We start from the raw sequence: 23282 nt of genomic DNA on the forward strand, positions 1-23282 counted from the left end.
GCATGTGTTAGGCCTGCCGCCAGCGTTCAATCTGAGCCATGATCAAACTCTTCAATTTAAGATTTTGTCGGCTCAATGAATACTGAATTCATATCTAACGATATGTGAATTGACTGTGCTCGAATGATTGCTCATTCAAATTGGTCACTCAGTTCATTGAAACCTAATTTGAAACCCCTCTCTATAAAAGAGAAATTTCTAATTGGATTATCATCAACGAGTGCCCACACAGATTGATAGGTTTATATTTTTAAAGAGCTTCTCTTCTTTGTGATGCGAATCACTTCGGAAGAGGCGGCTATTCTAGTCATTTAAACTCTAGTGTCAAACACTTTTTTGAATTTTTATTTTGTTCCGCCTGGAACAAGTTTTGACTGATTGCCTCACTGACAATTATCGCTGAAGCCTTATGGGCTCTGCCGTGTCAGTGGAGGCGCATTATAGGCGGCTTATTCTGTGGCACAAGTCTTTTTTTGAAAAAAGTGCATTTTTCCCTTCAACTGATGGATAAACCATCAAAACAACAAAAAAGGAGGCCTTTTGCCTCCTTTTCTCTCACCTTTTATGCTGTTTTATATAAAAGCAAACGCATCTGAGTACATATGATCGGTCAGAGCTTGTTTATTTTGGGTAAACATCTCTCTCGCCGCACCGGCCATCTCAAATCGGCCCGCTATATAGATATCGTATGCCTCTAACGTCTCGAAGTCTTGCTCTACGGCCTGAAGCACATTACCAACCTTGCCGTGCCAGTTTGCCTGACTACCTTCAATTACCGGGACAAAGTGAACATTGTTTTGCTCCTGAGCAATTTGTTCTAACTCTGACTGCGCATATAGCTGACAAGAATCCTTCGCTCCCCAATATAGGTAGATAGGTACCGTAATTGACTGAGCGATACAGTGATCAAGAATAGAACGTACATAACTGAAGCCTGTACCACCTGCTATCAATAATAATGGACGCTGACTTTGCTCTCGTACCCAAGCCTCACCGAACGGCGCCTCAATCAGGATATCACCACCCACTTCCAATGCTGCCTGCATGGCTTCAACTACTTCTATAGCATACGCATTGTGCTCCGCTGCACCGATATGAAGCTCTATCTCACCCTCATGACGGCAAGGACTACTAGCGATAGAGAATGGGCGTTTGTCTTTGTCACCCATCACCACAGTAAGGTATTGCCCTGCCTTAAAGGCCACTGGCGCCTCTGGGTGAAGCAAGATCTGGTAGGTATTACAAGCCAAAGGCTCAATCGACTTTACTTTACATTTAATTGTCATCTTGGTTTTTCTTTCCTATTCAGGAGTGATTACTCCGAGAACGTTATTTCTATATCTGTTTGGGCAATCGCTTGGCAGGCAAATATCCAGCCTTGCGCTTTTTCTTTCTCGGTCAAAAGGGGCTCGAGTTGGTAGGTGACTTGTCCCGATACCAAACGGCACAGGCACGCTGCACACGCACCAACCTGACAGCGATTTGGGAGGCTTGTATTATTGTTGAGCGCTGCCTCCAGCACGGTCTCGCCCTCTTGAGCAACAAAACTCAAGCCATCAGGTACTAATGAGACTTTGTAGGTCATATTATATACTCAAGTGACCTCAAGATGCAGACTTCAGAGCCAATAGACAGGCTCATATCAAGGAAAATAGCTGCAGAAATGGTCACCCCTTTTAAAGTTATTTGACGCGGAGATGAGCCTGTCTATTGGCTCCCTCCGGGCTAGTTTGCTTGGCTCGCAGCCAGCGTTGGTCACCCTCGATTTAGAACCACTAAATCTTCGAGTGACCGCCTTGGCTGCAAACCAAGCAAATCTCGCTGAAGCTGCATCTTGAGGTTACTTGAGTATATTCAAGTCTTGCCAAAGATCGTCAATCTTCGTTACTAGTTGCGGTGATTTTTTAATTGGATGCCCCCACTCACGAGTGATCTCACTACCAGACTTATTTGTCGCATCCAAACCGATGACTTTTGAGCTCTGATTTGGCACGGAGATAAAGTGGCTGTCGCGAGAAGGATCCATACGGGTGGTAATCGCCCAGATAATGTCATTCCAATCCGTGACATTAACATCATCATCGCAAACAATAATGAACTTTGCCGTTGTATATTGAGCGACAATCGCTGCTGCCTGCTCGATTGCCTGCTGACCTTGCCCGACCTGCTGCTTGGCGATATCAAGCACAACGATAGCACCGTTTGCTGCTTGGGGGACAAAACAGGCTTTTAGATCATGGGTGTCCTTTTGCAGTTGAAGCTCTAACGATTCCAGGTCCACAGGCTCAGTTTTCGCAAACTCTTCCCCCAACTCTGCCTGCCATTTGACTGTGGCATCAAGGCCCATTTTTGAACCTAGACCAGCAACCGGTGAGGCAAAATCAAGTGAGTCAATTGGCGTATTGTCCATCATCACAATATCGCGCTCCGGCAGCATGTGCTCACTTATCGCAGCCGACACACTGTTCCAATCTCGGGCATCGACACTTTCATCACACACGACTACAAACTTGGTATACATAAACTGGCGCAAGAAAGACCAAACACCCATCATCACGCGTTTGGCATGACCAGGGTATTGCTTCTTGAGCGTCACCACCGCCATCCGATAGGAGCACCCCTCAGGTGGCAGATAAAAGTCAGCGATCTCTGGGAACTGCTTCTGCAAGATAGGAACAAACACCTCATTCAGCGCCACACCGAGAACTGCAGGCTCATCTGGCGGGCGACCAGTATAGGTGCTGTGATAGATAGGCTTGGTACGCATCGTGATATGAGTGATGGTGAACACATGATGCTGCTCTTTCTCATTATAGTATCCAGTGTGATCACCATAAGGCCCCTCATCGGCAAACTCAGTCGGGTCGATATAGCCCTCCATCACAATCTCTGCACTTGCTGGAACATCGAGATCATTACTGAGAGACTTGACCACCTCAGTGCGCTTGCCTCTGAGCAACCCAGCAAAAGCATACTCTGATAGAGTATCTGGCACCGGAGTGACTGCCCCTAAAATAGTGGCGGGATCAGCACCAAAGGCGACTGAAACAGGGAAAGGCTTACCGGGATGCGTCGCTATCCAGTCTTGCAGATCTAAGGCGCCACCGCGATGGGCTAGCCAGCGCATGATCACTTTGTTCTTGGCAATCTTTTGCTGACGATAGATACCCAAGTTTTGACGCTTCTTATGTGGGCCCTTCGTAATGGTTAAACCCCAAGTAAGAAGGGGCGCAACATCCTCAGGCCAACAACTCATCACCGGCACCTTGTCTAGGTCAACCTCATCCCCTTGCCACACGACTTGCTGACACGGTGCACTGCGCAAACGCTTAGCAGGCATATTGAGTACCTGACGGAACACCGGCAATTTGGCTATTGCATCCTTAAAGCCTTTTGGCGGCTCAGGCTCTTTAAGAAAGGCTAACAGCTTACCGACTTCTCGCAGGGCTTGAACATTGTCTTGTCCCATACCGAGTGCAACCCGTTCAGGCGTGCCAAATAAATTGGTCAGTACCGGCATGTCATAGCCAATCGGGTTTTCAAACAGCAGGGCGGGGCCACCTTGACGTAAGGTGCGATCGCTGATCTCGGTCATTTCATAATCGGGATCAACTGGGTGGGAGATTCTTTTGAGTAGACCTCTGTGCTCCAGATGGTCGATAAAGTCGCGTAAGTCCTTAAAGCTCATAAGCCTTCTACTGGCAGATTGTTATCTGTCGAGTATACCAAATGCCCTAAGCACGAAACACTTACTTTGCCAGGATGCTATTGATCTCTTTGACGCGAATATCGCGATTCTCGAGTACCAACTCAGTCAGCCACTGACGATAGCCTTGGGCAACTAATTCACCGGCTACAATGGGCGCTTCCTCTTCGATACTCATACGAGCGATCAAAAAAGAACGTACCTCTTCTGGCATTGGCTTACTGCGGGCTAATTGACGCAGGGCCTGCTCAGTCAAAGCGGGATTGCTCGCTGCTAGCATGGTTTGCTGATAAGCGAATTCGCTGTCCATTTCGGCTAATCGAAGCAGCTCCTGCTTAGTGTTACTGTCCGCGCGCATTTTCCACAGCAGATCATAGATACCTTGCTCTTGTGATACTTGAGCAAGGCTAACCATCACTTTGGAACTAGGAAGCCAAGTAGTGAGGCGTTGATCCAAGAGTTGGTCGGTCAATGTTGAAAGTGCGTGAATTGATAGGTTGGGGAGCTCTTGGATCAGCAGCTCTTCCCGCTGAACCACTTGCAAATCATCACCACTCAGGTAGTCACGAAGAACCAAGTTCCCCAGCTCTGCTTGCTTTGCTAGGTTGAGGGTGTCGCGCTCTACCTCCCAGCGCTTAATTATCCGGCTAGCGGTTGCCGGGAAATTAAAAGCAGGGGCAATAAACTCGTAGCCATCCCCAACCTCGAGCACATGATAAGAAGGTTGCATCTCACGGTGAAGGTCAACCAAGGAAGCCTGTTGTTGAGTGAGTACCAACTCAGCCTGCTCTATCTCTGTCATCAGCATATACCTGACGACTTCTTGCTGCGGCATGGCAAGTCTCTCAAGCGAGAATTTCACCGAGTCAACCTGATTATCGCTTAGCTGTATGAGCAACTCCTGACTTCTGCCCTGCAGCCGTGTGTCTGCCAGCCACGCCTCTACTTGCTCAGAAGAGAGCTCAAGCGCCTGGGCAACAGACGACACTACATAGAGTGAACTGAGCAAGAGGTTTTTTAACCATTGGCGACGCATCGGGATTTCCTGAATAACTTTAGGGTTAAGTGTGGGAGGAGTTAGTGAATAACGCAATAAAAAAGCGCTGCCAGTAGGCAGCGCTCTTAAATATCGAATGGAATCGGTTTATTGACGACGCATTGCGTCAAAGAACTCATCGTTGGTTTTGGTCATCGCCAACTTATCAATCAAGAACTCCATTGCGTCGGTCTCACCCATTGGGTGAACAATCTTACGCAAGATCCACATCTTCTGCAGTTCGTCGTTCTTGGTCAGAAGTTCCTCACGGCGAGTACCTGAGCGGTTGAAGTCGATCGCAGGGAAGACACGCTTCTCAGCGATCTTACGGTTCAGGTGTAGTTCCATGTTACCAGTACCTTTGAACTCTTCGTAGATAACCTCATCCATCTTAGAGCCAGTATCCACAAGCGCGGTCGCGATGATGGTCAAGCTACCACCCTCTTCAACGTTACGTGCCGCACCAAAGAAACGCTTAGGACGATGCAATGCATTGGCATCCACACCACCGGTCAGTACTTTACCTGATGAAGGTACAACGGTGTTGTAAGCACGCGCTAGACGCGTGATTGAGTCAAGCAGGATAACTACATCTTTCTTGTGCTCTACCAGACGCTTAGCCTTTTCAATCACCATTTCTGCCACTTGAACGTGACGTGATGCTGGCTCATCGAACGTTGATGCTACCACTTCACCTTTTACTAGGCGCTGCATCTCGGTCACTTCTTCTGGACGCTCGTCGATAAGCAATACCATCAACTCACACTCTGGGTGGTTGTAAGCAATGCTTTGAGCAATGTTCTGTAGCAACATGGTTTTACCCGCTTTTGGCGGAGCAACAATCAAACCACGCTGACCTTTACCGATAGGAGATGCAAGGTCGAGGATACGAGCAGTAATATCTTCTGTCGCACCATTACCGCGCTCCATCACCATACGCTCATTGGCGTGCAGTGGGGTCAGGTTTTCAAATAGGATCTTATTTCGCGCATTGTCAGGCTTGTCATGGTTAACCGTGTTCACCTTAAGCAACGCGAAGTAACGCTCACCGTCTTTCGGTGGACGGATCTTACCAGCAATCGAATCGCCTGTTCTCAGGTTGAAACGACGAATCTGACTTGGAGAAACATAGATATCGTCTGGACCTGCAAGGTAAGAACTGTCTGCACTACGCAGGAAACCAAAACCGTCTTGAAGAATCTCTAGAACACCATCACCAAAAATGTCCTCACCACTTTTCGCGTGTGCTTTAAGGATGGCGAAGATAATGTCTTGTTTTCTTAGACGAGCAAGGTTTTCCAAACCTAAGCTTTCGCCCAGCTTAACAAGCTCAGACACAGGTCTGTTCTTCAGTTCTGTAAGATTCATTGTAGTGGATACTTTTTTAGTCAAAATAGGATCTGTTTGTTAGTTAAGATAGATTTGGTCACAGGATCGACCAAGAAATGAACGTTTGTCTAATTAACGTGCGATAAATTAGCACTAAATATCAGACTAGTCTAGATCTAGTTGAGATACAAAAACAAAACCGCGCTTAAAATTAGCGCGGTTTAGCAAGGACTTGCAATGATTAAAGGTTTGCCTCTAAGAACTCTTTCAATTGAGTCTTAGAAAGTGCGCCAACTTTAGTCGCCGCAACAGCACCATCTTTAAACAGAAGCAGAGTTGGGATGCCGCGAATACCGAACTTAGGTGGCGTGCCTGCATTCTGGTCGATATTCAGTTTACCAACCGTTAGCTTGCCTTCGTACTCGCCGGCGATCTCATCAAGAATCGGCGCGATCATTTTACACGGACCACACCATTCAGCCCAAAAGTCTACTAGAACTGGGCCGGCAGCGTTGATTACATCGTTTTCAAAACCGTCATCGGTTAGCTGCAAAATCTTGTCGCTCATTATTCACTCCAATATTTTTTCAAACTGGTGGGGTAGTAACCAGTAATTTAATTCCCTATTGGAATGTATTTACTTCCGTATTGCAAGCTTAAGCTGATATTCTATAGGAATGAAAAAGACGCATATCACAGAGCAAAAGTTCGCCGACTTGGGTTTACACCCTCAAGTTACTGAAGGTTTGGAAAAAAAAGGGTTTGATTATTGTACCCCTATCCAAGCTTTGGCGTTGCCGGTCTTGCTCACCGGCCGTGACATTGCAGGCCAGGCCCAAACGGGTACTGGTAAAACGCTAGCGTTTCTTACTGCTACTTTTAACCACCTTATTAACACACCTGAGCATGAAGGTCGCAAACCAAGCCAACCGCGCGCGATCATCATGGCGCCAACGCGTGAGCTGGCGATCCAGATCTACAACGATGCAGCGCCTCTGATCGAGTCAACGGGCATCAAGGCAGGTCTTGCTTACGGTGGTGAAAGCTACGACAAACAGCTAGGCAAGCTTGAGCAGGGCGTCGATATCCTGATTGGTACCACCGGTCGTATTATCGATTTTTACAAGCAGCGCGTCTTCAACCTTAACCACATCCAAGCCGTGGTTCTGGACGAAGCAGACCGTATGTTTGACCTTGGCTTTATTAAAGATATCCGCTTCTTGTTCCGCCGTATGCCGGAGCCTAAAGAGCGTCTCAACATGCTATTCTCGGCAACGCTGTCGTACCGCGTGCAAGAGCTGGCGTTTGAGCACATGCACAACCCAGAGCACGTTGTGGTTGAGCCTGAGCAAAAAACCGGGCACCGCATTCAAGAAGAGCTGTTCTACCCATCGAACGAACACAAGATGGCGCTGCTACAAACATTGGTTGAAGAAGAGTGGCCAGATCGCGCGATTATCTTTGCCAACACTAAGCACAAGTGTGAGTCTATTTGGGGCCACTTGGCGGCCGATGGTCACCGTGTCGGTCTTTTGACTGGTGATGTACCGCAAAAGAAGCGTGAAAAAATCCTTGAGCAATTTACCCGCGGTGAAGTGGATATCCTAGTGGCAACCGATGTGGCGGCACGTGGTCTACACATCCCTCAAGTGACCCACGTATTCAACTTTGATCTGCCTGATGACTGTGAAGACTACGTACACCGTATTGGCCGTACTGGTCGCGCGGGCGCAAGCGGTCACTCGATCAGCTTTGCCTGTGAAGATTACGCGATTAACCTTCCAGCAATTGAAGAGTACATCGAGCACAGCATCCCAGTATCGGACTACGACGCTGATGCCTTGATCCAAGACTTACCGGCACCACTGCGCATGCGTTCTAACTCGCGTACTCAGTCTCGTTCAGGTAACTCTCAATCACGTCGCACCAACACTGGTGGCTCACGCAACAGCAACCGTAAGCCACAGCGCCGTCCTCGCCAGCGTCAACAAAGGGAATCATAAGTTGTTTTCAAGCCAAGCCGTACCTTCTCCGCTCTATGCTGCTATCGACCTCGGGTCGAACAGTTTTCATATGCTCGTTGTGCGTCATATCGATGGCAGCATACAAACCATGGCCAAAATTAAGCGCAAGGTTCGCCTCGCCGCTGGGCTAGATGAAAACCAGATGCTCAGTAGCGAAGCGATGCAACGGGGTTGGGACTGCTTGAGCTTGTTTGCAGAACGACTACAAGATATCCCGGTAGAAAATATTCGCATTGTCGGCACGGCAACACTGCGCACCGCCGGTAATGTGGATATTTTTCTTGCCAAAGCCAAACAGATCTTGGGCCACCCTATCGAGGTGATCTCAGGGGAAGAGGAAGCAGCGACCATTTATCGTGGTGTCGCCCACACCTCTGGAGGAAGCGGACGTCGCCTCGTGGTGGATATCGGTGGCGCGAGCACCGAGTTGATCATTGGTGAAGGATTTGAGGCTAAAGCGCTGACCAGCCTCAAGATGGGCTGTGTCACTTGGCTCGAGCAACATTTTAAAGACCGCCTGCTCAATACGCGCAACTTTGATAACGCCATTGAGGCCGCCAAGCAAACCCTGTCTCCCATTCTAGAGCGCTATAAACAGCTCGGCTGGGATGTCTGCGTGGGCGCTTCAGGTACCGTGCAAGCACTGCAAGAGATCATGCTGACCCAAGGTATGGATGAGGTGATCACCCACGCCAAACTCAAGCGCTTGCAAAAGCAGGCCATGACCTCAGGTCACCTTGAAGAGCTTGAGATTGAGGGGCTGACACTCGAGCGTGCCTTGGTCTTCCCGAGTGGGCTTACCATCCTTATCGCCATCTTCGAGCTGCTCGAGATCCAATCAATGACCCTCGCCGGAGGCGCTTTGCGTGAAGGTATGGTCTACGAAATGGTCGAGGAGTTGCGCCAAGACGATATTCGCGCACGCACCATCGCCAGCGTTCAGACTCGCTATCAGATTGATACCGACTACGCGACACAAGTGGCCGCTATGGCGGAAAAACTGCTCACTCAGGTTGGTGGTGACCAGTGGCTAACCGAGCCACAAGCCGCGGTGTTGCTTGATAGTGTCGCCAAGCTACATGAAGTCGGCCTCGCGATTGACTTCAAAAAAGGCGGCGAACACTCGGCATACCTACTCAGTAATCTAGACTTGCCCGGCTTTACCCGCGCGCAAAAACACTTCCTCGCCGAAGCGGCGCGTCGCTATCGTGAGCAAATCACCTCGCTACCCGAGCAGCATGCCCTATCTGGCGCCAATGCCAAACGAGTATTGCGCCTATTGCGCCTTGCGGTCTTGCTGACTCACCGTCGCCGCACCTCGCTTGAGCCGGATGTAACACTTAGTGCCGATGGCGAATCACTTAATTTAACAATCGATACAAACTGGTTGTCCTCCAACCCACTGACTGCTGCAGAGCTTGAGATTGAAGCCAACCGTCAAACGGATATTGGCTGGCCACTGACTATCAATGGCTAACTCTGATCAAGGGTGACGGACAACAAAAAACGCGACTCAATCGAGTCGCGTTTTTTTATCTTTCCAACTTGGCTTATTGCGCCGCTGTGGTCGCTCCAAGCTCTTGCTTAACTGACGTTAGCTTCTTGGTCAGGTAGTTGAGCAGCACACCATACATAGGCACAAACAAGCCTAGGCTGATGGCAATCTTAAACACATAGTCGACCAGCGCAATCTCGACCCAGTGCTCAGCCATAAAGGCATCAGGGCTCTGGTAGAAGGCGATGGCAAAGAATGCCAGTGTATCAAGCGCATTACCAAATAAGGTCGAGCAAGTCGGTGCGACCCACCACTGCTTAAGCTGGCGCAGACGGTTAAACACGTGAACATCGAGGATCTGACCAAGCATATAAGCCATAAAGCTCGCTATCGCGATACGAGCAACGAACAGATTAAACTGGCCGAGCTGAGCGAAACCTTGGAACTGCCCTTCAAAGAACAATACCGATAAGCCATAAGAGACCGCCAGTGCAGGAAGCATCACCAAGAAGATGATACGACGCGCCAACTGAGCGCCAAAAATACGCACCGTTAAGTCTGTGGCGAGAAAAATAAATGGAAAGGTAAATGCACCCCAGGTGGTATGGAAGCCCATAATAGTAAATGGAAGCTGTACCAGGTAGTTACTGGATGCAATGATGCCTAGGTGAAATAGAACTAGGTAAATGAGGGCGTTGCGCTGCTGCGCGGGAGTAAATTGACTCATGCGATGCCTTTTTAGTTTGGTTTGGGGGTGAGGGAACCCAAATCGACTCACGCTAAGGTGAATCTCACCAACAATGTAAACCAACTTAAGCCTGAACAAACCGGGCCTAAGCAAACGGTCGGCGATTATACATTAACCACCTTGCTCTGCAAGTCGTGGCAAACAATATTCGATACGCAAACGTTTGGGCGCCTATTTAAGCGAAAAGCCGCGCTCAAACAAGCTAGCCAAAAAGTCACACTCCTCGCGAGATTCGCTGGGTGTTAGCGCTTCTAGCCACAAGCTCTCTGTATAATGCTCCGCCTTGAGCATCAAGCGACACCCTTCAAAATCGATCAGCCAAGAGTGGATATCCGCATCTTGCTGACGCTCGACCACGCTGGCCGACAGCAGGCGCACCAGTCGCTCACCCAAAGACGGAAAACTATCAAAATCAAAACTCGGTGAGCGCAGTATCAGTCTTCCCTGCTCTGGCTGGTAGTCCACCAGCCCAAAATCCGTTTCACTGTTAGCCATGATTAGTAATATGCTCCTGAATCAAATCAAGGAAAGGATCGGCGTATTTATCCAGCTTGCGCTGCCCCACACCATTGACGGCCAGCATCTCACCATAAGAGGTTGGTAAGATCTCCGCCATATCAATTAAGGTGGCGTCACTAAAGACAACATATGGCGGCAAGCCATCCTCATCAGCGATCGACTTACGCAGTTTACGCAGCTTGGCAAATAGCTTCTTATCATAGTGCTTGTTGGACAGTTTTTCCGATTTCGCCGCGCGGGCTGAGATATCCAGACGCGGCACTGCGAGCTCAAGCGGCTGCTCACCACGCAAGATAGGACGGGCTTCCTCAGTTAGCTGTAAGGTTGAGTTGCGAGTGATGTTTTGAAACAGCAGGCCCTTGTGTATCAGCTGGCGAAAGATACTCACCCAATAATCGTGGCTGTTCTCTCGTCCGAGCCCGTAAGTCGACAGCTTGTCATGGCCCTGCTCGCGAATTCGGATATTTTGCATCCCACGCAGCACCTCCACCACATAGCCGATACCAAAGCTTTGATTGACTCGGTAGACACACGAAAGTGCTTTTTGTGCCTGCTCGGTGGCATCAAAGCGTTGCGGCGGATCGAGGCAGATATCGCAGTTACCACAAGGCTTTTCACGATATTCGCCAAAATAGTTAAGCAGCACCTGACGACGACAGGTCTGCGCCTCAGCAAAGGCACTCATCGCGTTGAGTTTATGCGCCTCGACCTGCTTTTGTGGCCCATCTTCCTTTTCATCAAGCATACGTCGCAGCCAACTGATGTCTGCTGGGTCATAGAGCATCATCGCCTCAGCGGGCAGACCGTCACGACCCGCGCGACCCGTCTCTTGGTAATAGGACTCGATATTGCGCGGGATATCAAAGTGAACCACAAAGCGGACATTAGGTTTGTTGATGCCCATACCGAATGCCACGGTAGCAACCACGATCTGGATATCGTCCTTTTGAAACGCCTCTTGAACATAGGCGCGCTCATCCGCGTCCATACCAGCATGATAGCCCGCTGCACGAATGTGGTTGTTGCACAGCTTCTCAGTCAACATCTCTACCTTCTTGCGACTACCGCAATAGATAATGCCGCACTGGCCTTTTTGCTGATCCAAGAAGCGCACGATCTGCGATACCGGTTTGTGTTTTTCAACCAGCGTATAGCTGATATTAGGACGATCAAAGCTGCCTAGGTACTCGGTATGGTCAATCAGGGCCAGGCGCTGAACAATATCACGGCGCGTGGCATCGTCGGCGGTCGCTGTCAGCGCCATCACTGGCACATTAGGGAAATAGTGTTTCAGCTGCCCAAGTGAGGCATATTCGGGGCGAAAATCGTGTCCCCACTGTGAGATACAGTGCGCTTCATCCACCGCAATCATCGCGAGATTAAGCCCTTGCAGGCGCTCGATAAAATCGCGCATCAGCACCCGCTCTGGCGAGACGTAAACCATCTTTAGCTGGCCAGAGTTCATACGCTGATAGACAGAGATCAATTCCTCGCGCGGCATACTCGAGTTGATGCACTCAGCCGCAACGCCATTGGCCTTAAGCTGATCCACTTGGTCTTTCATCAGTGAGATGAGTGGCGAAATCACCAGAGTCAGCCCCTGTTTGACTAAGGCTGGCACCTGATAACACAGCGACTTACCACCACCGGTTGGCAGAATAACCAGGCTGTCTTTACTCTCTAGCGCCGCCTCGATCACCTCAAGCTGACCATCACGGAATGTCTGATAGCCAAATACCTGCTCTAATACATCTTGAGCACTATCAGCGTAGGTCGGTTGTTCAGCCTGTAGGATTGCGGTCATTTGCCTTCTCAGTTTTGGTGTTGCGATTGCGTGTTGCGATAAAGCAGCACATTGTAGTGGGGATCAGTGATGAATAAAACCGCAAAGTGTTAGGTGATTTTGTATGCCGCTTTTATACTCACAGCCTTCCTGCCAATACTGAGAGTTCGAACCCATGTCGTTAGACGAACAGCAGCGCACCCGCCAAGGCATTTTGCTGGCTATGGCTGCTTATACCATGTGGGGTATTGCCCCTATCTATTTCAAATCCATCAGTGAAGTCTCGCCACTTGAGATCCTCAGCCACCGCGTGATCTGGTCCGTGTTCCTTCTTGCTGGCCTGCTCCATCTGGGTCGACGCTGGCATGCCGTGCGCGATGCGTTCAAAACCAAAAAAACCATGATTTACTTGTGTACAACGGCGCTGTTGGTTGGGGTGAACTGGCTGCTATTTATCTGGGCGGTAAACACCAATCGTATGTTGGACGCCAGTTTGGGTTATTACATCAACCCACTGCTCAATGTGATACTTGGTATGCTGTTTTTGGGTGAGCGACTGCGCAAGCTGCAGTGGTTCGCGGTTGCCCTCGCCGCCGCCGGTGTCATCATTCAGCTGATCGCGTTTGGCTCGGTGCCGATCGTGGCCTTTGCCTTAGCATTCACCTTTGGGGTCTATGGTCTGCTGCGCAAAAAAATTGCACTGGAAGCACAGGTTGGTCTGTTCATTGAAACGGTGATCATGCTACCGCTGGCCGCTTTCTACCTATTGGTTATCTCAGACTCTCCAACAGCCATCATGACCAACAACCCAGCTTCCCTTAACCTGCTACTCATCTGCGCTGGATTTGTCACCACCCTACCACTGTTGTGTTTCACCGGTGCGGCAACAAGACTTAAGCTATCAACACTCGGTTTTTTCCAATACATCGGCCCTAGCCTGATGTTTTTGCTCGCAGTCAGTGTCTATGGTGAGCAATTTACTGCCGATAAAGTGCTTACCTTCACCTTTATCTGGAGCGCACTGGTTCTGTTTACCTTTGATGGTGTTAAGCAATCAAAGCGAGTTAAATCGCGATGAATGAGCTGCTGATTTTAGGAACCTTAACCACAGTGCACCTGATCGGTCTGATGAGCCCCGGTCCTGACTTTGCCTTAGTCGTACAAAATGCCACTCGTTATGGTCGTCAAACCGGTGTCTATATCGCTTTAGGCCTGTCTATTGGCATATTGCTGCACTCTATTTTGAGCCTAACGGGTGTGAGCTACCTTATCCACCAGCAGCCGCTTCTGTATACGCTCATCCAACTCGCAGGCGGCAGCTACCTTGCTTATCTTGGTCTTTGCGCCCTGCATGCAACATGGAAAAACCGCCATTGCCGCGGGGAGACATCTGCACTGAGCCGCTCGACGCTCAAGATTGATAGTCTTGCTCAGGCGTTTAGACGCGGGTTTATCACCAACATTCTCAACCCAAAGGCGTTGGTGTTTTTTGTTAGCCTGATGTCGAGCTTGGTTCCAGCCGAGATGTCACTATCAGGGAAAACCGCTGCCTTGGTGCTGTTGTGGCTCATCTCTTTTGTGTGGTTTGGTGGCTTAGCTTGGCTGCTTTCAGCACCGCGACTACAGAAAAAATTGCTGGCAGTGACGCCTTTTATCGATAGTTTGTGTGGTTTGGTGTTCTCCAGCGTCGGTTTTACCATCATTTATCATAGTTTGAACGCCTGGCTTGGTAGCTAAAAGGGAAGATGGCGTGTGAGAGATCTCTCACAAAACACTACGGAGATCTCCATTTAAGCTTAGTAATATTCACTACACCAAAACACAAGTCATTGTTATAAAAGAACTTAATCAAATTACCTAACCTTTACGGGTAAGAAAAAGTTCCAGCGTGAATTGCGAGAAAACGGAAAGGGCGTAATATTGAACTCGTCGGAAGGAAACCGGCATGGAACAGGAAGCTGCCAAGGATTTGGTAATCTTCAGGATGAAGATACGGTTGCTTAGGAAGAGCAGTCGGCATGGAAAGCAAATTGGACATTGAACGGACGCAATAGTTACTAGGATGGTAGCTACTAAGGATGGGAAATGGACACCTCTGGACGAGGCAAGGAACGGTCATCAGGACGATGAAAGGGACACCGCTCAGGGAACAAGTGAAGTGAGCTAACGAGGATTGTTAGCGGACCAGGATAAGGTCGAGGACACCGCTAGGACGGCGATGAAAGGAATAAGCTGACGGATTCAGCCTACTATCAAGGATTTGATGCAGGGAGCACTTTTAGTAGCCGGATTGCTGCGAGTAAGACCATAACCCCGATGGGCGCAAGCCCTCGGGGTTTTTCTTTATCTGCATACCGTGCTCAGAGCCAAAAGAGGAAGAAACTCCCCCTCTATCCGGCTAGAGACCTACAGCTTCTCCAAGCGGGCATAAGCCGTTACTAACCACTTGATACCCTCACCGTTAAACGCGACCTGAACACGACTTTGTGGACCACTACCCTCAAAGTTAATAATCGTGCCCTCACCAAACTTGGGATGGTTCACTCGTGCGCCAAGCGTAAAACCGGTCTCATTAAAGTTCTCTTTTACCGCCGTCTGACTAAAACGTCCGCTGCTGGCCGGGCGACTGACTTTGGCCTTCATTCGCACTTCATCTAAACACTTCTCTGGCAACTCACGAATAAAGCGCGATGGCTTGTGGTACTTATCTTGACCATACAGGCGACGCATCTCGGCATAGGTGATGTAGAGCTTTTCCATCGCTCGCGTCATGCCCACATAACACAGGCGGCGCTCCTCTTCGAGACGACCCGCCTCTTCAGCTGACATCTGACTAGGGAACATGCCCTCTTCAACGCCAACCATAAACACCAACGGGAACTCTAGACCCTTGGCGCTGTGTAACGTCATTAGTTGTACCGCATCTTCAAACTCATCTGCCTGACCTTCACCTGCTTCAAGCGCAGCATGGGTCAAGAAGGCGGTCAGTAGCGTCATCTCTTCAGCTTCTTCCGGTTTTTCAAACTGACGCGTCGCAGTCACCAGCTCTTCCAAGTTCTCAATACGTGCCTTAGACTTCTCGCCCTTCTCTTGCTCATACATGGCAAATAGACCCGAGAACTTAATCACGTGGTCGGTTTGCGAGTGCAGTGCTAGCTCATCGGTATCGTCCTCAAGTGCATCAATCAACTCAATAAAACGACTCAGTGCCCCTGAAGCACGACCAGCTAACACTTTCTCGTCCAACAGCGCCTTACTTGCATCCCACATGGTGCAGCCACGCTCACGCGCTGCCAAACGAATCGTCTCGAGGGTTTTATCGCCCAAGCCACGGGTTGGGGTATTCACCACACGCTCAAACGCGGCATCATCATTACGGTTGGCCATCAAGCGCAAGTAGCTCAAGGCATCTTTGATTTCTTGACGCTCGAAGAAGCGCATGCCGCCATAAATACGGTAAGGCAGGCCGGCTTGAATCAAGGCTTCTTCCAGCACACGCGACTGGGCATTGTTTCGATACAGCATCGCGGCATCGTTCAGGCTACCGCCCTTGTCTTGCCACTCTTTGATCTTATTGACCGCAAAGCGCGCCTCATCAAGCTCGTTGTAAGCGGAGTAAACCGAGATCGGCTCACCCTCGCTGCCATCGGTCCACAGCTCTTTACCCATCCGCTCAGTGTTATTCGCGATCAGGGTGTTGGATGCCTCAAGGATGGTCTTGGTTGAGCGGTAGTTCTGCTCAAGGCGAATCGTGTTCACGCTCGGAAACTCGAGAGTAAACTTCTCGATATTCTCAATCTTGGCGCCACGCCAGCCATAAATCGACTGATCGTCATCACCGACAATCATCACATGACTGTCTTTACCCGCCATCATGCGTAGCCAGGCGTATTGGATGTTGTTGGTATCTTGAAACTCGTCCACCAGAATGTGTTTAAAGCGCGCTTGATAGTGCTCTCGGATGTGCTTTTTATCTCGCAGCAATTCGTGGGCGCGCAGCAAGATTTCGGCAAAGTCCACCAGACCCGCGCGATCACACGCCTCTTGGTAAGCTGAGTAAAGCTGCAAGTAAGTCTGGGTAATCGGGTCATGGTAGGCATCAATATGACTTGGGCGCAGACCCTCATCTTTTTTGCCATTTATCCACCACGACACCTGACGCGCAGGCCACTGTTTTTCATCCAAATTCTGCGCTTTAATCAAACGCTTAATCAGGCGCTGCTGATCATCGCTATCGATGATCTGAAAATCTTCTGGCAGCTTGGCATCGAGGTAGTGCGCGCGCAAGATGCGGTGACAGATACCATGGAAGGTACCATTCCACATCCCCGAGGCACTGCCCATCATCAACTCTTCAATACGACCGCGCATCTCAGCGGCCGCTTTGTTGGTAAAGGTCACTGACATGATGGAGAACGGAGATGCTTGCTCTACTGACATCAGCCATGCAATGCGGTGAACAAGCACTCGGGTTTTACCACTGCCCGCGCCAGCGAGGACAAGTAAATTTTCAAGGGGAGCGGCAACGGCTTCACGCTGCTTGTCATTAAGGCCATCGAGCAATAGGGAGGGATCCATCATGTCTACTTACTGGTTATTTATACATAAAGTCAGATTATAACGTAATCAGGCGCTTAATTTCAGTTCAGCAACAGAGAATTTTTCTTGGATTTTTTCACCATAAATTTCATTTGGTTAGTGAAAAGATCACTTTGAAATGTAGATTTTTTGTTAAAAAGGCGAAATTTTTCTCCCTCTGCATCTATCTTGTTCAGTAAGCAATTTGGGCAATCTTTAACCCGCTTGCGACTACAACGTAAAGGAAACTATGTGAGGAATCGATGATGAAAAAGTCTAATCTAGCTGTTACTGCTGCTGTTACTGGTCTACTGGCTCTAGGCGGCACTATGCTGACGGCAACTCAAGCCGTCGCAATGGATAAAGAGAAGTGCTATGGCGTAGCCAAAGCCGGGCAAAACGACTGCGCAACCAAATCTAGCTCATGTGCTGGGACATCAAAAGAAGATAACCAAGCCGATGCCTTCGTGGTGGTACCAAAAGGTCTTTGTGGCAAGCTTACTGGCGGCAGCACTGAGTCGGCGTAATACGCTCCAGATAACAAAAGGGGGAGTGGTCAGCCTGTGATGACAACTCCCCCTCTTCTTTGCCCATCAAGCATACTAAGGAGCCACTATGCCGTCGCCAAGCCCAGCACACATACAGCCTAATCTTGATTCGATGCAAGCGGTCGGCGTGGGATTACGCCTGCCCCATATTGACTATTTTGCTCAAGAGTTACCCTCAATGGGTTGGTTGGAGATCCACAGCGAAAACTACTTTGAGCCCAACTCAGTGGCGCGCCAGCAGTTACGTCAAATCGCTCGCCATTACCCTATCAGTTGTCATGGGATTGGATTGTCTCTTGGCAGTGTTGAGCGCATCAGCCAAGCCCACCTAACCCAGCTCAAACAGCTGATCACTGAAGTCGACCCTATCTTGATCTCCGACCATCTCAGCTGGAGTCAACACGGTGGGCACTACTTCAATGATCTGTTGCCGCTGCCTTATACCGAAGAGGCGTTAGCGGTTTTTTGTCGCAATGTGGTGGAGGTGCAAGACACCCTCGCCAGACCAATGCTGATTGAAAACCCATCGAGCTATCTCGCGTTCAACCACTCCACTATCAGTGAGTGGGAATTTCTCGCTGAGGTGCAGCGCCGAACGGACTGTCGCTTACTGCTCGATTTGAATAACATCCATGTGTCGGCATTTAACCACCGCTTTGATAGCCGCCATTATATTGACCAGATCCCGGCTCATGCCGTAGACGAGATCCACCTTGCAGGCTTTACTGTCAAACACCTTGAGCAGGGCGAGATCTGGATAGATACCCACAGCCGCCCAGTCAGCGATGAGGTCTGGCAGCTCTATCGTTACTGGCTTGAGCAGCATGGTCCGCGTCACACCCTTATTGAGTGGGATCTCGATATCCCAGAGCCTGCTGTTCTATTGGCTGAAGCGGATAAAGCCCGCACCCTACTTGGTCAGGTCTGCCCTTATCCTACAACTCAAGCGATGGGAGGTTAAGATGGAGCTGGCTCAACTGCAAAATCAGTTTGCCAAGGCATTGCGCTACCAAGCCAATGGCGAGGATTGCGATATCGTCAGCAACCATTTTAGTGCCAACGATCGCATCCAAATCTACCGTAACAACTTTGTGATTAGCCTTAGTGAAGTCCTCTCGGCCACCTATCCAATGGTTGAGCTGCTGGTTGGAGAAGAGTGCTTTACTCAGATGGCGCGTCAACATGTTTTGCAGCATCCACTGACCAAAGCGGATGTCAGCTTCTATGGCGACAAATTTGACCAAACCATCGCGCAATTTCCCAAGGTGGTCGAGGCCGCCCCTTACCTTGAGGATGTTGCCCGCTTTGAATGGCAAATGGACCTCGCCCTGCATCTCGCCAATCAACCGCTTGAGAGCCATATTCTTCCTATTGGTCAGTTGGCGAATATCGCCCCTGAGCAACAGGCGCAGATAGTACTTGAGCTGTACCCATGGGCGCGGGTGATCGCCAGCCCCTTTGCCGTGTTTGACCTATTTAATGCCATGCAAAGCGACTGTTTTGACAACCTAGACATTCACTGCCCACAACTAGGGGTGATCCACACCCTGCCCAATGGGCACCGAACCCCAATCACACTAGAGCCCGAAGTCCATCAATTACTGGTTTGTCTGCGCTCAAAGCAAAGCATGGGTGAGATTGAACCTGAACTGCTGAGCCATCTCAATATCTTGATGGAAAAAGCCTTGATCGCTGGATTTACGCTAAAAAATAACTAGAGGACGCCGCCATGACAAACAATATAAAGGGAAGTATTGAGCTGTATGACCGCTTGATTGAGCAGACCCAACAGGTCTTTGTGCCGCTGCTGTTGCTATTTTGCCGCTTATGGGTCGCTTGGGTCTTTTTCAATTCAGGCTTAGTCAAGATCGCCTCGTGGGACAGCACACTATTCCTGTTCGAGTACGAGTATCAGGTGCCAATCTTGCCATGGGAGATGGCAGCCTATATGGGCACAGCCGCGGAGCTGATCCTGCCAGTATTTTTAGCGATTGGCTTTATCACCCGCCCAATGGCCGCGATTCTATTTGTGTTCAATATTATCGCCGTGGTCTCCTACCCACTACTGTGGGAGAAAGGCTTTTATGACCACCAGCTATGGGGACTAATGATTCTTATCGTAATCGTCTGGGGACCCGGCCCTCTATCCGCCGACGGCCAAGTCCGCCGAGTCATGGCGCGCTAAAGCGCAGGGGCGAGGTGCGGGGACGCTGCGCTTCGAGTAGCGAGGAATAAGGCCTCATTGGCTGCTTATTCCCCGATCTCAATCGACACTGGGAAACTCCTCGCTCCCCGTAGGGCGAAGCCCGTCCCCGAACCTCGCCCCTGGCTTTAAGCCGAGATGCCTGCGTGACGTAGCAAGGCGTCGATTTGTGGCTCGCGGCCGCGGAAGCGTTTGAATAGCTCCATAGGCTCTTCACTGCCACCCATCTCAAGGATATTATTCAGGAAGCTTTGACCGGTCTCTTGGTTGAAAATCCCCTCTTCCTCAAAGCGTGAGAAGGCATCGGAAGACAAGACTTCTGCCCATAGGTAGCTGTAGTAACCGGCACTGTAACCGCCTGCGAAGATATGGCTGAAGCTGTGCGAGAAGCGGTTCCACTCTAGGCTTGGTAGCACGGCGACCTTGCTCTTCACCTGCGCTAATGTCTCAAGCACTCGTGGGCCAACCTCAGGGTCGAACTCGGTGTGCAGAGTGAAATCAAACAAGCCGAACTCAAGCTGACGCAGGATAAACATCGCTGACTGGAAGTTCTTCGCCGCCAACATCTTCTCTAGCATCTCTTTCGGTAGTGCCTCACCCGATTGATAATGACCAGAGATAAACGCCAGCGCCTCTTCTTCCCAACACCAGTTTTCCAAGAACTGGCTTGGCAGTTCAACCGCATCCCAAGGCACGCCATTGATGCCCGATACGGCGCCCGTATCAACCTGGGTCAGCATATGGTGGATACCATGGCCAAACTCATGGAACAAGGTCACCACCTCATCATGGGTAAACAATGCTGGCTTATCGCCCACTGGGCGGTTGAAGTTACAAGTTAGGTACGCCACTGGCGATTGCAGTTCACCATCGGCATTAACGCGACGCACGCGGCACTCATCCATCCATGCCCCGCCACGCTTGTGCTCACGAGCGTACAGGTCTAGATAAAAGCTACCACGCAGAGCGTCTTGCGCATCAAAGATATCAAAGAAACGTACTGACTCATGCCAGGTGTCGACACCTTGACGCTCTTCCACACGCATACCAAATACGCGCTTGAGCACCTCAAATAGACCACTCACCACCTTCTGCTCAGGGAAGTATGGGCGCAGCTCTTCATCCGAGATCTGGAATAGGTGCTGCTTTTGTTTCTCGCTGTAGTAAGCGATATCCCACAGCTCCAAGCTATCAACACCAAACTCTTTGCTCGCAAACTGGCGCAGCTCTTCTACTTCGCGCTCGCCTTGAGCCTTGGCTTTGGTTGCCAGGTCATTCAAAAAGCCCAGCACCTGATCTGGCGTCTCTGCCATCTTGGTCGCCAGCGACTTTTCACTAAAGGTATTGAAGCCAAGCATACGTGCGATCTCATGACGCAGCTTAAGCTGCTCATTGATGATCTCGCTGTTATCCCAATTACCCGCATTGGGGCCACGATCAGAGGCGCGAGTCACGTAGGCCTCGTACAGCTCCTTACGCAGTGCTTGATTATCACAGTAGGTCATTACCGGCAGGTAAGATGGAATGTCTAGCGTAATCAGGTAGCCCTCAAGCTCTTTGGCTTGCGCCGCAGCCTGAGCAGCGGCCATCGCCGATTCCGGCATACCAGCAAGCTCTGTAGGGTCTGTGATCTGCTTGGTCCAACCCATAGTGGCATCAAGGACATTATTCGAAAATTGCGAGCCAAGCTCAGACATACGCTTACTGATCTCGCCGTAGCGGTGCTGCTCGTCAGCTGGGAGGCCGATACCCGAAAGCTCAAAATCACGCAGCGAATCTGTGATGGTTTTCTTTTGTGCTTGAGTGAGCGTATCGAACTCCTCACTGGCCTTGATTGCCTTGTAAGCCTCAAACAAGCCTTTGTGCTGGCCGACCCAAGTGCCGTACTCAGACAAAAGTGGCAGACAGCTCTCGTAAGCCTCGCGCAGCTCTTCACTGTTCACTACCGAGTTCATATGGCTCACAGGTGACCAAATGCGGCTTAAGCGATCATCCACCTGCTCAATCGGTGCCACTAGGCTCTGCCAATTCGGCTGTTCAAGGTCTGCCAACAGTGCATCAATCTTGGTACGACAATCAGAAATCGCCTGCTCGACAGCAGGTTTAACATGCTCAGGTTTGATCTGAGAAAACGGCGGTAAATCGGTAAACGTCAACAATGGATTAGACATAATCATTCCTTGTGGTGCAAAGCACGTAATGAGCCAGGGTGCTGGCGGTGCTAAGTAGCGTATTCGTCAGTCTTTTTTTATTTCGTTCCTATCTAAATATAGGTAGGTTCAGCAAATTTCAATAGTGACGTATAATCAAGGCTAACTGTTTTATTCACCTTATACGCTCTAGACAGCGTTTTGAGAGTCCACTTTGCTAAGTTATCGTCATAGTTTTCACGCCGGCAATCACGCTGATGTTGTGAAGCACATTGTTCAAAGCCTGATCCTTGATGCCCTCAAGCAGAAAGATAAGCCATTTGTCTATCACGACACCCACTCTGGCGTTGGCCGCTATGACTTGACCCACGAGTGGTCAGAAAAGACCAGCGAGTACAAACAAGGCATCGCGCGCGTATGGCAGCAAAGCGATATCCCTGAAGAGATTGCCAGCTACCTAGACTCGATCAAGGTCCTTAATAACGGCGACACCCTGCGTTACTACCCCGGCTCACCATGTGTGGCTCGTGCACAACTGCGTGAGCAAGACCGCATGGTTCTCACTGAGCTCCACCCAAGTGATTATCCACTGCTTGAGCAAGAGTTTCATCGCGACCGTCAGGTCAAAATCTTTAAAGAAGACGGTTTCAAGCGTCTTAAAGCGAGCCTACCGCCAAAAGAGCGCCGTGGCTTAGTCCTAATAGACCCGCCGTATGAACTGGCTAAAGAGTACCGCGATGTGGTCTCTGCAATTGCTCAAAGCCACAAGCGCTGGGCAACCGGTATCTACGCGATTTGGTACCCAGTGGTAAACCGTCATGATATTGACGATATGCTTGAGGGGCTAGAAAGCCTAGGGATCAAAAAGATCCTTCAGATCGAGCTTGGCGTGTCACCGGATACCAACGAGCGTGGCATGACGGCCTCAGGTATGATTGTGATTAACCCGCCGTGGAAGCTTGAGAGCCAGATGAACGCCATTCTGCCGTTTCTTAAGCAAGCCATCGCGCCAGCCACGGGCCACTTTAAGGTTGAGTGGGTCGTGCCTGAATAACCCCCTTATAGGGGCGAGGGGCGGGGACGCTTTGCTTCGGGGAGCGAGTATTTAGCGCGTGCTGCGCTCCTCAAACAATCTTTCCTTACTTATTTGAATTTATTTTTCG

20 protein-coding genes are annotated in these 23282 nt (G+C 50.0%); 9 read left to right on the forward strand and 11 right to left on the reverse strand.

Annotated features, from left to right (window positions below; genetic code table 11):
• Positions 1-572 precede the first annotated feature (572 nt).
• The 6 genes from fre to trxA form a co-directional block, all read right to left on the reverse strand.
• Positions 573-1286 carry an NAD(P)H-flavin reductase gene (gene fre / locus ACSTTG_RS23505; protein ID WP_438476542.1) on the reverse strand — a complete coding sequence of 238 codons (714 nt, stop codon included), beginning with the start codon at positions 1284-1286 and terminating at the stop codon, positions 573-575.
• Between the two features lie 29 nt (positions 1287-1315).
• Positions 1316-1585: a 2Fe-2S iron-sulfur cluster-binding protein gene (locus ACSTTG_RS23510; RefSeq protein WP_438476544.1), complete on the reverse strand. Its 270-nt coding sequence runs from the start codon at positions 1583-1585 to the stop codon at positions 1316-1318.
• Positions 1586-1840: 255 nt separating this feature from the next.
• Positions 1841-3688: a 4-hydroxy-3-polyprenylbenzoate decarboxylase gene (gene ubiD, locus ACSTTG_RS23515; RefSeq protein WP_438476546.1), complete on the reverse strand. Its 1848-nt coding sequence runs from the start codon at positions 3686-3688 to the stop codon at positions 1841-1843.
• 61 nt (positions 3689-3749) lie between these two features.
• Complete coding sequence (locus tag ACSTTG_RS23520) at positions 3750-4742, reverse strand: hypothetical protein (protein ID WP_438476547.1); 993 nt, start codon at positions 4740-4742, stop codon at positions 3750-3752.
• A 108-nt stretch (positions 4743-4850) separates the two neighbouring features.
• Complete coding sequence (rho, locus tag ACSTTG_RS23525) at positions 4851-6110, reverse strand: transcription termination factor Rho (RefSeq protein WP_438461222.1); 1260 nt, start codon at positions 6108-6110, stop codon at positions 4851-4853.
• 202 nt (positions 6111-6312) lie between these two features.
• The gene (trxA, locus tag ACSTTG_RS23530) at positions 6313-6639 is read right to left on the reverse strand and encodes a thioredoxin TrxA (protein ID WP_438461223.1); all 327 of its coding nucleotides are present in this window, start codon (positions 6637-6639) and stop codon (positions 6313-6315) included.
• 109 nt (positions 6640-6748) lie between these two features.
• On the opposite strand from trxA, the gene rhlB reads away from it, so the two are divergent.
• On the forward strand, positions 6749-8074 hold the full coding sequence (gene rhlB / locus ACSTTG_RS23535; RefSeq protein ID WP_438461224.1) for an ATP-dependent RNA helicase RhlB: 1326 nt from the start codon (positions 6749-6751) through the stop codon (positions 8072-8074).
• A 1-nt stretch (position 8075) separates the two neighbouring features.
• The gene (gene gppA / locus ACSTTG_RS23540; protein WP_438461225.1) at positions 8076-9572 is read left to right on the forward strand and encodes a guanosine-5'-triphosphate,3'-diphosphate diphosphatase; all 1497 of its coding nucleotides are present in this window, start codon (positions 8076-8078) and stop codon (positions 9570-9572) included.
• 73 nt (positions 9573-9645) lie between these two features.
• On the opposite strand, the gene ACSTTG_RS23545 is transcribed toward gppA, so the two are convergent.
• The 3 genes from ACSTTG_RS23545 to recQ all read right to left on the reverse strand — a co-directional run bounded on the left by ACSTTG_RS23545 (position 9646) and on the right by recQ (position 12661).
• Entirely contained in the window at positions 9646-10317 is a 672-nt protein-coding gene (locus ACSTTG_RS23545) for a 7-cyano-7-deazaguanine/7-aminomethyl-7-deazaguanine transporter (RefSeq protein ID WP_438461226.1), read from the reverse strand.
• A 192-nt stretch (positions 10318-10509) separates the two neighbouring features.
• Positions 10510-10833, reverse strand: coding sequence for a DUF3630 family protein (locus tag ACSTTG_RS23550; protein WP_438476548.1), 324 nt, complete (start codon positions 10831-10833; stop codon positions 10510-10512).
• Entirely contained in the window at positions 10826-12661 is a 1836-nt protein-coding gene (recQ, locus tag ACSTTG_RS23555; RefSeq protein ID WP_438461228.1) for an ATP-dependent DNA helicase RecQ, read from the reverse strand. The genes ACSTTG_RS23550 and recQ overlap by 8 nt, the downstream gene beginning before the upstream one ends.
• A 154-nt stretch (positions 12662-12815) precedes the next feature.
• On the opposite strand from recQ, the gene rarD reads away from it, so the two are divergent.
• A complete protein-coding gene (rarD, locus tag ACSTTG_RS23560) occupies positions 12816-13718 on the forward strand; it encodes an EamA family transporter RarD (protein WP_438476549.1) in 903 nt (300 codons plus the stop codon).
• Positions 13715-14377: a LysE family translocator gene (locus tag ACSTTG_RS23565; protein WP_438476550.1), complete on the forward strand. Its 663-nt coding sequence runs from the start codon at positions 13715-13717 to the stop codon at positions 14375-14377. Before rarD ends, ACSTTG_RS23565 begins: the two co-directional genes overlap by 4 nt.
• A 669-nt stretch (positions 14378-15046) precedes the next feature.
• On the opposite strand, the gene uvrD is transcribed toward ACSTTG_RS23565, so the two are convergent.
• Positions 15047-17221: a DNA helicase II gene (gene uvrD / locus ACSTTG_RS23570; protein ID WP_438461231.1), complete on the reverse strand. Its 2175-nt coding sequence runs from the start codon at positions 17219-17221 to the stop codon at positions 15047-15049.
• Positions 17222-17484: 263 nt separating this feature from the next.
• Here uvrD and ACSTTG_RS23575 point away from each other — a divergent pair, with 263 nt between their 5' ends.
• From ACSTTG_RS23575 to ACSTTG_RS23590, 4 genes are all read left to right on the forward strand, one after another.
• Entirely contained in the window at positions 17485-17745 is a 261-nt protein-coding gene (locus tag ACSTTG_RS23575; protein WP_438461232.1) for a BufA1 family periplasmic bufferin-type metallophore, read from the forward strand.
• 88 nt (positions 17746-17833) lie between these two features.
• Positions 17834-18727 (forward strand): MNIO family bufferin maturase, encoded by an 894-nt coding sequence (bufB, locus tag ACSTTG_RS23580; protein ID WP_438476551.1) that lies wholly within the window; start codon positions 17834-17836, stop codon positions 18725-18727.
• A 1-nt stretch (position 18728) separates the two neighbouring features.
• Positions 18729-19484, forward strand: coding sequence for an HvfC/BufC N-terminal domain-containing protein (locus ACSTTG_RS23585; RefSeq protein ID WP_438476552.1), 756 nt, complete (start codon positions 18729-18731; stop codon positions 19482-19484).
• 11 nt (positions 19485-19495) lie between these two features.
• Positions 19496-19951 (forward strand): DoxX family protein, encoded by a 456-nt coding sequence (locus ACSTTG_RS23590; RefSeq protein ID WP_438461235.1) that lies wholly within the window; start codon positions 19496-19498, stop codon positions 19949-19951.
• A 146-nt stretch (positions 19952-20097) separates the two neighbouring features.
• On the opposite strand, the gene prlC is transcribed toward ACSTTG_RS23590, so the two are convergent.
• On the reverse strand, positions 20098-22140 hold the full coding sequence (prlC, locus tag ACSTTG_RS23595; RefSeq protein WP_438476553.1) for an oligopeptidase A: 2043 nt from the start codon (positions 22138-22140) through the stop codon (positions 20098-20100).
• A gap of 193 nt (positions 22141-22333) precedes the next feature.
• Here prlC and ACSTTG_RS23600 point away from each other — a divergent pair, with 193 nt between their 5' ends.
• On the forward strand, positions 22334-23173 hold the full coding sequence (locus ACSTTG_RS23600) for a 23S rRNA (adenine(2030)-N(6))-methyltransferase RlmJ (RefSeq protein ID WP_438476554.1): 840 nt from the start codon (positions 22334-22336) through the stop codon (positions 23171-23173).
• Positions 23174-23282: the final 109 nt, after the last annotated feature.

The sequence above is a fragment of the Vibrio glycogenivorans genome (assembly GCF_051660965.1).
In the GTDB taxonomy this organism is placed as follows: Bacteria; Pseudomonadota; Gammaproteobacteria; order Enterobacterales; family Vibrionaceae; genus Vibrio.

Coding starts and splice junctions, on each gene's coding strand:
- fre (WP_438476542.1), bottom strand. CDS start 1,286: ATGACAATTAAATGTAAAGTAAAGTCGATTGAGCCTTTGGCTTGTAAT.
- ACSTTG_RS23510 (WP_438476544.1), bottom strand. CDS start 1,585: ATGACCTACAAAGTCTCATTAGTACCTGATGGCTTGAGTTTTGTTGCT.
- ubiD (WP_438476546.1), bottom strand. CDS start 3,688: ATGAGCTTTAAGGACTTACGCGACTTTATCGACCATCTGGAGCACAGA.
- ACSTTG_RS23520 (WP_438476547.1), bottom strand. CDS start 4,742: ATGCGTCGCCAATGGTTAAAAAACCTCTTGCTCAGTTCACTCTATGTA.
- rho (WP_438461222.1), bottom strand. CDS start 6,110: ATGAATCTTACAGAACTGAAGAACAGACCTGTGTCTGAGCTTGTTAAG.
- trxA (WP_438461223.1), bottom strand. CDS start 6,639: ATGAGCGACAAGATTTTGCAGCTAACCGATGACGGTTTTGAAAACGAT.
- rhlB (WP_438461224.1), top strand. CDS start 6,749: ATGAAAAAGACGCATATCACAGAGCAAAAGTTCGCCGACTTGGGTTTA.
- ACSTTG_RS23545 (WP_438461226.1), bottom strand. CDS start 10,317: ATGAGTCAATTTACTCCCGCGCAGCAGCGCAACGCCCTCATTTACCTA.
- ACSTTG_RS23550 (WP_438476548.1), bottom strand. CDS start 10,833: ATGGCTAACAGTGAAACGGATTTTGGGCTGGTGGACTACCAGCCAGAG.
- recQ (WP_438461228.1), bottom strand. CDS start 12,661: ATGACCGCAATCCTACAGGCTGAACAACCGACCTACGCTGATAGTGCT.
- rarD (WP_438476549.1), top strand. CDS start 12,816: ATGTCGTTAGACGAACAGCAGCGCACCCGCCAAGGCATTTTGCTGGCT.
- ACSTTG_RS23565 (WP_438476550.1), top strand. CDS start 13,715: ATGAATGAGCTGCTGATTTTAGGAACCTTAACCACAGTGCACCTGATC.
- uvrD (WP_438461231.1), bottom strand. CDS start 17,221: ATGATGGATCCCTCCCTATTGCTCGATGGCCTTAATGACAAGCAGCGT.
- ACSTTG_RS23575 (WP_438461232.1), top strand. CDS start 17,485: ATGAAAAAGTCTAATCTAGCTGTTACTGCTGCTGTTACTGGTCTACTG.
- bufB (WP_438476551.1), top strand. CDS start 17,834: ATGCCGTCGCCAAGCCCAGCACACATACAGCCTAATCTTGATTCGATG.
- ACSTTG_RS23585 (WP_438476552.1), top strand. CDS start 18,729: ATGGAGCTGGCTCAACTGCAAAATCAGTTTGCCAAGGCATTGCGCTAC.
- ACSTTG_RS23590 (WP_438461235.1), top strand. CDS start 19,496: ATGACAAACAATATAAAGGGAAGTATTGAGCTGTATGACCGCTTGATT.
- prlC (WP_438476553.1), bottom strand. CDS start 22,140: ATGTCTAATCCATTGTTGACGTTTACCGATTTACCGCCGTTTTCTCAG.